Source organism: Candidatus Methylomirabilota bacterium (assembly GCA_035764725.1).
Lineage (GTDB): Bacteria > Methylomirabilota > Methylomirabilia > Rokubacteriales > CSP1-6 > DASRWT01.
The window spans coordinates 1-11210 of the sequence record DASTYT010000020.1 but is presented as its reverse complement, the minus strand read 5'-3'; the positions used below and the strand labels follow the sequence as shown (position 1 = coordinate 11210).

Annotated in this window: 9 protein-coding genes and 1 rRNA gene; 8 read left to right on the top strand and 2 right to left on the bottom strand. The window is 68.9% G+C overall.

Annotated features, from left to right (window positions below; genetic code table 11):
- The first annotated feature begins 3 nt into the window (after positions 1-3).
- A complete protein-coding gene (gene aspS, locus VFX14_02905) occupies positions 4-1785 on the top strand; it encodes an aspartate--tRNA ligase (protein HEU5188618.1) in 1782 nt (593 codons plus the stop codon).
- On the opposite strand, the gene VFX14_02900 is transcribed toward aspS, so the two are convergent.
- Positions 1754-2020, bottom strand: a complete 267-nt coding sequence (locus tag VFX14_02900) for a hypothetical protein (GenBank protein HEU5188617.1) — start codon at positions 2018-2020, stop codon at positions 1754-1756. The genes aspS and VFX14_02900 overlap by 32 nt on opposite strands.
- Before the next feature lie 48 nt (positions 2021-2068).
- On the opposite strand from VFX14_02900, the gene VFX14_02895 reads away from it, so the two are divergent.
- From VFX14_02895 to VFX14_02875, 5 genes are read left to right on the top strand one after another with little or no spacing between them, the layout of a single operon-like run.
- Positions 2069-2830, top strand: a complete 762-nt coding sequence (locus VFX14_02895; protein HEU5188616.1) for a PhoH family protein — start codon at positions 2069-2071, stop codon at positions 2828-2830.
- A gap of 59 nt (positions 2831-2889) precedes the next feature.
- The gene (ybeY, locus tag VFX14_02890; GenBank protein HEU5188615.1) at positions 2890-3357 is read left to right on the top strand and encodes an rRNA maturation RNase YbeY; all 468 of its coding nucleotides are present in this window, start codon (positions 2890-2892) and stop codon (positions 3355-3357) included.
- The gene (era, locus tag VFX14_02885) at positions 3354-4262 is read left to right on the top strand and encodes a GTPase Era (protein HEU5188614.1); all 909 of its coding nucleotides are present in this window, start codon (positions 3354-3356) and stop codon (positions 4260-4262) included. The genes ybeY and era overlap by 4 nt, the downstream gene beginning before the upstream one ends.
- Positions 4262-5056: a DNA repair protein RecO gene (gene recO, locus VFX14_02880; protein HEU5188613.1), complete on the top strand. Its 795-nt coding sequence runs from the start codon at positions 4262-4264 to the stop codon at positions 5054-5056. Before era ends, recO begins: the two co-directional genes overlap by 1 nt.
- Before the next feature lie 13 nt (positions 5057-5069).
- Positions 5070-6566, top strand: coding sequence for a glycine--tRNA ligase (locus VFX14_02875; GenBank protein HEU5188612.1), 1497 nt, complete (start codon positions 5070-5072; stop codon positions 6564-6566).
- Positions 6567-6573: 7 nt separating this feature from the next.
- Here the strand turns inward: VFX14_02875 and VFX14_02870 are convergent, their stop codons facing one another.
- On the bottom strand, positions 6574-8715 hold the full coding sequence (locus tag VFX14_02870) for a PBP1A family penicillin-binding protein (protein HEU5188611.1): 2142 nt from the start codon (positions 8713-8715) through the stop codon (positions 6574-6576).
- Between the two features lie 20 nt (positions 8716-8735).
- Between VFX14_02870 and tyrS the strand changes: the two genes are divergently transcribed.
- Both tyrS and VFX14_02860 read left to right on the top strand, forming a co-directional pair.
- A complete protein-coding gene (gene tyrS, locus VFX14_02865) occupies positions 8736-10037 on the top strand; it encodes a tyrosine--tRNA ligase (protein HEU5188610.1) in 1302 nt (433 codons plus the stop codon).
- A gap of 371 nt (positions 10038-10408) precedes the next feature.
- Positions 10409-11210, top strand: a 16S ribosomal RNA gene (locus VFX14_02860); the annotation flags it as partial.

Here is an 11210-nt window from a genome sequence, read left to right as displayed (position 1 = left end):
CTGATGCATCGGTATCGTACGCACACCTGCGGCGAGCTCCGGACGACGCACGTGGGCCAGCGCGCGCGCCTGTCCGGATGGGTGCACCGCAAGCGCGACCACGGCAATCTGCTGTTCATCGACCTGCGGGACCACTACGGCATCACCCAGTGTGTGATCAACGCGGCGAGCGCGAGCTTCGAGGCGGCGTCCGGTCTGCGGCCGGAGAGCGTGGTGACGATGTCGGGCACCGTGGTCGCGCGGGGCCCGGACGCGGTGAACCCCAAGCTGCCTACCGGGGACGTGGAGCTGGCGGTGGACGAGGTGACCGTGGACTCGGTCGCCGAGCCCCTGCCCATGCAGGTCGCGGGGGAGGCCGAGTTCCCGGAGGAGACGCGCCTCCGCTACCGCTTCCTCGACCTCCGGCGGGAGAAGCTCCACCGGAACATCGCGCTCCGCTCCAAGGTCATCGCGAGTATTCGCCGGCGGATGATCGCCGCCGGCTTCACGGAGTTCCAAACGCCCATCCTCACGTCGAGCTCGCCGGAGGGCGCGCGCGACTACCTGGTGCCGAGCCGCGTCCACCCGGGGAAGTTCTACGCGCTGCCCCAGGCCCCCCAGCAGTTCAAGCAGCTCCTGATGGTGGCCGGCTTCGACCGCTACTTCCAGATCGCGCCCTGCTTCCGCGACGAGGACGGCCGCGCCGACCGCTCGCCCGGCGAGTTCTATCAGCTCGACTTCGAGATGTCCTTCGTGACCCAGGAGGACGTCTGGGCGACCATCGAGCCGGTGATCCACGGCGTGTTCGAGGAGTTCGCGGAAGGGCGAGCGGTCACGCCGCCGCCGTTCCCGTGTATCCCGTTCGCGGAGGCCATGGCGAGATACGGCACCGACAAGCCCGACCTCCGAATCCCCTTCGTGAATGCCGACGTCACCGCGGTCTTCGCGGGCTCGGAGTTCAAGGTCTTCGCCGAGGCCTCGAAGCGCGGCGCGGTCGTGCGCGCGGTCCCCGGCCCGGGCGCGGCGGCGCGGCCGCGAAGCTTCTTCGACAAGCTGGACGCGTGGGCCAAGGAGCAGGGCGTCCCCGGGCTCGGCTACGTCAGCCTCGCGGAAGGGCCGGCGCGGGGGCCCATCGCGAAGTTCCTCGACGCCGAGCGGCTGGGCGGGCTGCGCGCAGCCACGCAGACGGGGCCGGGCGACGTCGTGTTCTTCGTGTGCGACAAACCGGGCATCGCGGACCCGCTCGCGGGGCGGCTGCGCGTGAAGCTCGGCGAGGAGCTGGATCTGACCGAGAAGGGCGCGTTCCGATTCTGCTGGATCACCGACTTCCCGATGTACGAGTGGGACGACGAGGCGAAGAAGATCGACTTCAGCCACAACCCGTTCTCGATGCCGCAGGGTGGCCTCCAGGCCCTGGAGACGCAGGACCCGCTCACGATCAAAGCCTACCAGTACGACATCGTGTGCAACGGGATCGAGCTGTCCAGCGGCGCCATCCGCAACCACCGGCCCGACATCATGTTCAAGGCCTTCGAGATCGCCGGCTACACCCAGCACGACGTCGAGGCGCGCTTCGGCGGCATGCTCAACGCATTCCGTTACGGCGCGCCGCCCCACGGCGGCTCCGCGCCCGGCATCGACCGGATCGTGATGCTGCTGGCCGACGAGCGCAACATCCGCGAGGTCATCGCCTTCCCCATGAACCAGGCGGCCCAGGACCTCCTGATGCAAGCGCCGAGCGAGGTGGAGCCCAAGCGGCTGCGCGAGCTGCACATCAAGCTCGACCTCCCCCCCGAGAAGAGCTGAGCTGGGCCGCCGTGCTATCCTGATCCAGAGAGGCTGACACCTGACACAGGCCACCACCGTCACGCGCCGTCTTCAGCTTCCGGCGTCGTCCGACCTCCTCACGATCCTCGGCAAGAACGACGAGCACCTGCGCGCCCTCGAGAGCCAGTTCGACCTCCGCATCACCGCCCGCGGCCATGAGCTGACCCTTCGGGGCGACGAGCGCCAGGTCGGTCAGGCCGAGCGGCTGCTCCACGATCTGATCGCCCTCCAGGGCTCGGGCCGGCCCTTCGGTGCCGCTGAGGTGCGGGCGGCCCTGCGCCTCGCGGGGAGCGAGCCGGGCACCGACGTGCGCGCGGTGATGGCCGATGCGATCACCGTCCCGTCGCGCCGCAAGATGATCGCGCCGAAGAGCGCCAACCAGAAGCGCTACGTCGACGCCATCCGAGCGCACGACCTCGTCATCGCGATCGGGCCCGCCGGTACCGGCAAGTCTTACCTCGCGGTGGCCATGGCGGTGTCGGCCCTCATTAAGCGTGAGGTCGCGCGCATCGTCCTCACGCGGCCCGCGGTCGAGGCGGGCGAGCGGCTGGGCTTCCTCCCCGGCGACCTCATCGAGAAGATCCACCCCTATCTCCGGCCCCTCTACGACGCCCTCTACGACATGCTCGACTCCGACAAGGTGGCGACCCTCACCGAGCGCGGCCAGATCGAGATCGCCCCGCTCGCTTACATGCGCGGCCGCACGCTCAACGACGCCTTCATCATCCTCGACGAGGCCCAGAACACCACGTCCGAGCAGATGAAGATGTTCCTCACTCGCCTCGGGTTCAACTCCAAGATGGTGATCACCGGCGATATCACCCAGGTGGACCTTCCGTCGAGCCGCATCTCGGGTCTCGTGGAGGCGCAGTCGGTGCTGCGGGGCCTGGAGGGGATCCAGTTCGTCTACTTCAGCGACCGCGACGTCGTGCGCCACGACCTCGTGTCGGTGATCGTGCGCGCCTACGACCGCGTCCCGCCACGCCCTCGCAGCGAAACACACACGGATCCTCCCAACGGTTGACCGCGGCTGGGGGCGCTTGGCGAGCCGCAGCCGGAGGCGAGGCGAGCGGATATAGGCTCATGCCCGTCGCCCTCGAGAATCGTCAGTCTCGTGCCCGAGTGCCGCGCCGCCGCCTCCACGGGATCGCCCAGGCCGCCCTCGCCGCGGTGGGGCGTGCCCGCGCCGAAGTGCACGTGACCCTCGTGGACGACGCCGCCATTCGCCGGCTCAACGCGCGCTACCGTGGCTCGCGCAAGCGCACCGACGTGCTCGCGTTCGACCTGGGCGGCCCCGGCCCGACGCCCCTGCTGGGCGAGGTGATCGTCTCCGTGGACACCGCGGCGCGGCAGGCCGCGGCGGTGGGCGTGCCGCTCGCCCTCGAGCTCGACCTGCTCGTTGTCCACGGCATCCTGCACCTCGCGGGCTGGGACGATGCCCGTCCGCGCGAGGCGCGGCGCATGCACGAGCGGGCGCGGGCCATCCTCACCCGTGCGCACCGCCGGCCGCCGCCCGCGCGGCTCTGGGCCGGGCTCCTGCCGCACGCATGAGCGCGCCCGCCCATCGCGCCGGCTTCGTGGCCCTGGTGGGCCGCCCGAACGTCGGCAAGTCCACCCTGCTCAACCGCCTCGTGGGCGAGAAGATGGCCATCGTCTCGAGGCGGCCGCAGACCACTCGCACACGCATCACCGGCATTCGCCACTTGCCTCAGGCGCAGATCGTCTTCGTGGACACGCCGGGGCTCCACGCCGGCGCCGGCCGGCTCGGTGAGCTTATGCAGCGGGCGGCGGAGCGCGCGCTGGAAGACGTGGATCTCGTCTGCTTCGTCGCGGAGGCCAGCGAGCGCCCGGATCGGCTCGACGCCGACGCGCTCGCCCGGCTCGCCGGCGTGCGTGCGCCCATATTCTGCTGCCTCAACAAGGTCGACCTGGTGACGCCCAAGGCGCGGCTCCTCCCGCTCATCGCGGCCTACCGGGCGCGCCATCGGTTCCAGGAGATCGTGCCCGTGTCGGCCCAGACCGGCGAGGGAGTGAGCACCCTCCTCGACCTCGTGGTCGCCGCGATGCCCGAGCGCCCCGCCTACTTCCCCCGCGAGTCCCTCACCGATCAGCCCGAGACGTTCTATGTCGCCGAGGTGATCCGCGAGAAGATCTTCCGTCTCACCCACCAGGAGATCCCGTACGCCTGCGCGGTCCGGGTGGAGGAGCTCACGGAGCGCGAGAAGCCCGAATGCGTCTACATCCGGGCCCAGATCTTCGTGGAGCAGGACTCCCAGAAGGGCATCGTCATCGGGCGGCAGGGGAGCATGCTCAAGAAGATCGGAAGCGCCGCCCGCGAGGAGCTCGAGCGCTTCTTCGGCATCAAGACCTATCTCGATCTCCGCGTCTCGGTGCGAAAGAACTGGAGAAAGGACGAGCAGGCCCTGCGCGAGTTCGGGTTCCTGCTCACGTCCTGATGGCGCTCTTCCGGACACGGGCGGTGGTGGTAAGCCGGCGGGCGCTCGGGGAGCAGGATCGGCTCGTCGAGTTCTACTCGCGCGATCACGGCAAGGTCCGCGGGGTGGCGAAGTGGGCGCGGCGGCCACGGTCGCGCTTCGTCGCCGCGCTCGAGCCGCTCACCCTCGGCGAGCTGGTCTTCTTCGATACCGGGCGCAGCGAGCTCGTCCGGGTCGATCACTTCGACATCGTCCACCCCTTCATGGCCGTCCGCGAGGACCTCGGCCGCCTCGGGCGCGGCGCCTGGATGTGCGAGTCGCTGAGCCGGCTCTCCGCCGACCGGGATCCGCATCCCGCGCTGTTCGGCCTCCTCGTCCGGAGCCTGCGGGGCCTGGAGGGGGCGCCGGCGCCCGAGCGGGTGGCCCTCTGCTTCGCGGCGCGCGCGCTCGATCTCCTCGGCCATCGCCCGCGGCTGGACCGGTGCCTCGAGTGCGGCCGTCCATTTCCCTTCCCCGGCGCGACGCTGGACACCGAGGCGGGCGGCCTCGTGTGCGGCGCGTGCGGGGCGGGCGAGCAGGCCCTGCCCATCTCCGGGGCCGCGGTGACGGCGCTCGTGCGCCTGCGCGCGATGCGCTGGGAGGAGAGCCTGACGCTCGCCCTCCGGCGGGAGGTCGAGCGCGAGCTGAGCGAGACGCTCGATGGCGTGCTCACGCGGCTGATCGGCGCGCCCTCTCGCTCGCTGCGCTTCCTCGGCCAGACGCGGCGCGGGCTCGCGGGCGTGGCCGAGCCGCCGTCCGGCCCGCGTCGCACGTGATATCCTGAGCGCCATGCCGCTCACGATGGACACGCTCGTCTCGCTCTCCAAGCGCCGGGGCTTCGTCTTCCAGTCGAGCGAGATCTACGGCGGTACCGGCTCGGTGTGGGACTACGGCCCGCTCGGCGTGGAGCTCAAGCAGAACATCAAGCGGCTCTGGTGGCGCGACTTCGTCCAGATGCGCCCCGACATGGTGGGCATCGACGCCGCCATCCTCATGCATCCCAACGTGTGGCGCGCGAGTGGCCACGTGGACCAGTTCACCGACCCCATGGTGGACTGCCGCGAGTGCCAGCACCGCTTTCGTGCCGATCACGTGGACGCGCGGCCGTGGCTGCACTTCTGCCCGGCCACCAAGGGCAACAAGTTCGAGATCGCGGCGGGCGAGGCCTGTCCGCGCTGCGGCGCCCGCCGCACCCTGTGTCCCGACTGCGGCAAAGGCGAGCTGACGACGGCCCGAAATTTCAACCTGATGTTCAAGACCTTCATGGGTCCGGTGGAGGACGACGCCGCCGTCACGTACCTCCGCCCCGAGACGGCCCAGGCGATGTTCGTGAACTTCGAGAACGTGCTGCAGTCCATGCGGCTCAAGCTGCCGTTCGGCATCGCGCAAGCCGGCCGCTCCTTCCGCAACGAGATCACGCCGGGCAACTTCATCTTCCGGACGCGCGAGTTCGAGCAGATGGAGATCGAGTACTTCGTGAACCCCCACGAGACAGTGGAGGGACGGCCCGCCGACGAGTACTGGCACGACCGGTGGATCGCCGACTGCATGGCCTGGTTCCGACGCTACGGCCTGAGCGAGGCGAATCTCCGCCTGCGCGAGCACGAGAAGGACGAGCTGGCCCACTACGCCAAGCGCACTCTCGACATCGAGTATCGCTTTCCCATCGGTTGGAGCGAGCTGATGGGCATCGCCAACCGCACCGACTACGATCTCAAGCAGCACGCCAAGTTCAGCGGGAAGACCCTGACGTACTTCGACGAGGAGCGGAAGGAGCACGTGGTCCCCTACGTCATCGAGCCCGCGGCGGGCGTGGACCGCGCGCTTCTCGCCTTCCTCGCCGAGGCCTATCAGGAGGAGGAAGTGCGGGGCGAGAAGCGGGTGGTGCTCCGCCTCCATCCCGAGCTCGCGCCCGTCAAGGTGGCGGTGCTACCACTCCTCAAGAAGCGCGAGGAGATCGTCAAGACCGCGCACGGCATCCGGAGCGAGCTGGCCAGGCACTGGCGCGTCGTCTACGACGACACCGCCGCGATCGGGCGCCTCTACCGCCGTCAGGACGAGGTGGGCACGCCCTACTGCGTGACGGTGGACGTGCAGACGGTGGGCGACTCCGAGAAGGGCGAGCAGGGCGATCAGCGCGTGACCATCCGCGATCGCGACAGCATGCTGCAGGTCCGGGTCCCGATGCGGGAGCTGGTGCCGGTGTTCCAGGAGCTGCTCACCGGAGGCGACTGGGGCGCCGTCGCCGGGCGCTTCGGCGGCGCCGCCGCGGCCGCCGCCGGCTGATCCACGCCTAGGGGTTCTGCGTCGGCTCCTTGGGCGGCGCCGCCGCGGGCGCCGCGGCCGCCGGCGACGCGCCCAGGGGCGCCGTCACGGCGGGGGCGGGGGGCAGGGCGCGAATGACACCGCCTGCGAAGCGGGCCTGCCCGCAGACGTGGGCCGGTTCGGTGCCGATCACGAAGGCCATGGGGGCCGGGCGCGTGCAGTCCCCGCGGTCGAGGTCCACCGGCACCACGACGACCCTCTCGGGCATGGGGAAGTCCTCCGCGGGCTGCCCGGCGAGCGCGGCGCTCATGAACGTGGTCCAGATCGGCACCGCGACGCGCGATCCCGTCTCGTCCTTGCCGAGGCTGCGCGGGCGATCGAAGCCGACCCACACCCCGGTGGCGAGCTGCGGCGTGAAGCCGATGAACCAGGCATTCGAGTAGTCGTTGGTGGTGCCGGTCTTGGCCGCGGCGGGCCGGCCGAGCGCCTTGGCCGCGACCCCGGTGCCGCGCTCGATGGTGCCCTTGAGCATCTGGGTGGCGACGTAGGCCACCTCCGGCGAGACGACCTGCTTGCCGTCGGGCACGTTCTCCTCGAGCAGCTTGCCCTGCGCATCGAGCACGTAGCGGATGGCGGTGGGATGGATCCACACGCCATGATTCGCGAGGGTGCCGTAGGCGGACGTGAGCTCGAGCAGCGACAGCTCGGAGGTGCCCAGGGCCAGGCTCAGGTTCTCACCCAGCGGGCTCTCGACACCGAGGCGGCGGGCGACGTCGATGGTGCGCTTGAGCCCGATCCGGTCCTGCACGCGCACCGCCACCACGTTGATCGACTCCTCCAGCGCCTGCTGGAGGGTGACCGGGCCCCGGAACTTGCGGTCGTAGTTGTCGGGCTTCCAGGGCTTGCTGTTGGGGCCGCCGGGGAACTCGATCGGATAGTCGTCGACCACCGTCGCGGGCGTGAGCCCCGACTCGAGCGCGGCAATGTACACGAAGGGCTTGAAGGCGGAGCCGGGCTGGCGCCGCGCCTGGATGGCGCGGTTGAACTCGCTCTTGAAGAAGTCATAGCCGCCCACCATGGCCTTGATGTGGCCGGTGGACGGATCCAGGGCGAGCAGGGCGCCCTCGGGGCGCTCCGTCGCCGGCGGCGCCCCCGCCTTCTCCGAGACCTTCAGCCGCCGTGTCTCCAGCGCCTTGAGCCCCTCGCGCAGCGACTGCTCGGCCTTGAGCTGCATCGAGGGCGAGAGCGTCGTGTAGACCTGGAGCCCGCCCTTGAAGACGAGGTCGGCGCCGTACGCCGACTCCAGGGCCTGCTGGACGTACTCGAGGTAATACTGGCCGGTGGTGCGCCGCCGCTCGGGCGGCACCAGCTCGAGCTTCGCGGAGGCGACCTTCTTGGCGTCGGCGTCCTTGATCGCGTTGACATCCACCATGCGGGCGAGCACGGTGCTGCGCCGGCGCTTTGCGGCGTCGGGATGGTCGAAGGGCGAATAGGTCGAGGGCGCCTTGGGGAGCCCGGCGAGGAGCGCGCTCTCCGCGAGCGTGAGCTCCTTCACGGACTTGCCGAAGAAGGTGCGGGACGCCGCCTCCACGCCGAAGGCGCCGTGCCCGAAATAGATCTGGTTGAGGTACATCTCGAGGAGCCGGTCCTTCGGATACCGGCGCTCGAGCTCCACCGCCAGCACGGCTTCCTTGAGCTTCCGGTCGAGGCTCTTGTCGGGGGTGAGGAAGAGCACCTTGGCGAGCTGCTGGGTGATGGTGCTGCCGCCCTCGACGATGCGCCCGTGGCGGAAGTTCTGGTACACCGCGCGCGCGACACCCATCGGGTCCACGCCCCAGTGGGAGTAGAAGCGCGCGTCCTCGGTGGCGATGACCGCGTCCTTGAGCGGCTTGGGGATCTGGGCGAGCGGCACGAAGATGCGGCGCTCGACGTGGAATTCGGTGATCAGCTCGTCGCTGTCGTCGAAGACCTTGGTGCCCTGCACGGGCTCGAAGTTCTCCAGAGCGGTGACGGCGGGCAGGGAGCGGGGCAGGATGGTGAAGGCCCAAAGGGCGGCGACCCCGATCCCGAGGCCCCCCAGGAAGAACACGACCACGAGGGCGAACGCGAGGGTCCGGAACCACCGGCTCCGCAGCCAGCCGAGCCGTTTCCCGCGTGGGGGCGTGGCCATATCGTTGATATTATACAGGCGTGAATCCAAAGACTTTCACGTCTGCGCTGCTCGACGATCTCCAGTGGCGCGGCCTCATCAGCGACATCTCCGACCCCGCCGACGCCGATCGCCATTTCGCCACCCCGGGGCGCCGCGCCTACATCGGCTTTGACCCCACCGCGGACAGCCTCCACGTGGGGAGCCTCCTGGGCCTCGTGGTGCTGAGCCGGATCCAGCGCGCGGGGCACCGGCCCATCGTGCTCATCGGGGGCGGGACGGGGCTCATCGGCGACCCCAGCGGCAAGGCGGGCGAGCGCGCGCTGAGCCCGGAGGACCAGGTGGCGGCGGCGGCGGCACGGCTCAGGGTCCAGGTGCAGCGCTTCCTCGACTTCGGGTCGGGGCCGGCCGGCGCGCTCCTCGTCAACAACTACGACTGGCTCGGCAAGATGGACGCGATTGGATTCCTTCGAGATGTCGGCAAGCACTTTCCCCTCGGCGCCATGCTCGCCAGGGAATCCGTGCGCGCGCGCATGGGACGGGCGGACGCCGGGCTCTCGTACACCGAGTTCAGCTACCAGGTCCTCCAGGCCTATGACTTCCTGCGTCTCTTCCAGGACCAGGAATGCCGTGTCCAGCTCGGCGGGACCGATCAGTGGGGCAACATCACCGCGGGGATCGAGCTGATCCGGCGCGTCGCCGGCGAGCAGGCCTTCGGCATCGTGCATCCGCTGGTGACGAAGGAGGACGGCACCAAGTTCGGCAAGACGGAGTCGGGCACCGTGTGGCTCGACGCCGCGCGGACGTCACCCTACGAGATGTATCAGTTCTGGCTCAACACGGGCGACGCGGACGTCGTGAAGTTCCTCAAGTACTTCACGTTCCTCTCGCGCGAGGCGGTCGCCGAGCTCGAGCGGGCGACGGCGGCCGCGCCGGAGCGGCGCGAAGCGCAGCGTGTGCTCGCGCGTGAGGTCACCGCGCTCGTGCACGGCGGCGCGGCGATGAAGGAGGCGGAGGCGATCGGCGCCGCGATGTTCGGAGGAGACCTCGTCGCGCTGGCGCCCACGCAGCTGGACCAGGTCTGCCGCGCGATCCCCACCGCCGAGATCGGCGCGGACGAAGCGGGCGCGCTCGGGGTCGTCGATCTGCTCGTGCGCGTGGGCGCGGCGGATTCCAAGGGCGAGGCGCGGAAGCTCCTTGCCGGGGGCGGGGTCACGATCAACGGCCAGCGCGTCACGGGCGTCGCCGACACCTTGCGCACCCTGGCGCCGCTGCACGATCGCTTCTGGATCGTCCGCAAGGGGCGGCGGAGCTACTACGCCGGGCGACTGTCCGGCCGCTGACGCAAGCTAACCGCCTGAAAAGTCATGCGTCTCCGCGGTAATGCCGCCTCGAGACGCCGCGATCTGGCGCGCGGAGCCTCGTGGAAAGATCCCTTGACAGTCCCGAGGCCTATCAGTATCATCACTCCTTGCCCATCCTGTTGATGTCTGACGGGATGTGTTGGTTGAGAGTGGGCAGCCGGCCTCATTAGTCCAGCTGACCTGTTTCAACTCTTCAGGGGTCCTGACCCCGCCGCTCTTTGAAAATCGCATATGTTACTGGCTCACCGAAGAAGTGTGAGCACCATCCGTAACTACTGAGTACCTTGCGCTCGACCGACGCAACATCATTGGTTGGGCTTTTAGGGACCAGGCTTCAAGTTTGTCGATTTATCTTGGCGAGTTTGATCCTGGCTCAGAGCGAACGCTGGCGGCGTACTTAACACATGCAAGTCGAACGAGAATTGTCGGGTTAGCAATAATTCGGCGGTTCTAGTGGCGCACGGGTGAGTAACACGTGGGTAACCTGCCCTAGAGTTCGGGATACCCCCTCGAAAGGGGGGCTAATACCGGATACGGTCCTCGGGTCGAAAGATCTGGGGAAGAAAGGTGGCGCAAGCTGCCGCTCTTGGAGGGGCTCGCGGCCTATCAGCTAGTTGGCGGGGTAACGGCCCACCAAGGCTATGACGGGTAGCTGGTCTGAGAGGACGACCAGCCACACGGGGACTGAGACACGGCCCCGACTCCTACGGGAGGCAGCAGTGGGGAATTTTCCGCAATGGGCGAAAGCCTGACGGAGTGACGCCGCGTGTGGGACGAAGGCCTTCGGGTCGTAAACCACTGTCAGTGGGAAAGATGGGTGTCGGCGCGATAACCGCCGGCATCTGACGGTACCTGCAGAGGAAGCCCCGGCCAACTCTGTGCCAGCAGCCGCGGTAAGACAGAGGGGGCAAGCGTTGCTCGGAATTACTGGGCGTAAAGGGCGCGTAGGCGGAATGGCAAGTCGGTCGTGAAATCCTTCGGCTCAACCGAAGAACGTCGATCGAAACTGCCGTTCTTGAGGATTGCAGAGGAGACTGGAATTCCCGGTGTAGCGGTGAAATGTGTAGAGATCGGGAGGAACACCGGTGGCGAAGGCGGGTCTCTGGGCAATTCCTGACGCTGAGGCGCGAAAGCGTGGGGAGCAAACGGGAT

Coding starts and splice junctions, on each gene's coding strand:
- aspS (HEU5188618.1), top strand. CDS start 4: ATGCATCGGTATCGTACGCACACCTGCGGCGAGCTCCGGACGACGCAC.
- ybeY (HEU5188615.1), top strand. CDS start 2,890: ATGCCCGTCGCCCTCGAGAATCGTCAGTCTCGTGCCCGAGTGCCGCGC.
- era (HEU5188614.1), top strand. CDS start 3,354: ATGAGCGCGCCCGCCCATCGCGCCGGCTTCGTGGCCCTGGTGGGCCGC.
- recO (HEU5188613.1), top strand. CDS start 4,262: ATGGCGCTCTTCCGGACACGGGCGGTGGTGGTAAGCCGGCGGGCGCTC.
- VFX14_02875 (HEU5188612.1), top strand. CDS start 5,070: ATGCCGCTCACGATGGACACGCTCGTCTCGCTCTCCAAGCGCCGGGGC.
- VFX14_02870 (HEU5188611.1), bottom strand. CDS start 8,715: ATGGCCACGCCCCCACGCGGGAAACGGCTCGGCTGGCTGCGGAGCCGG.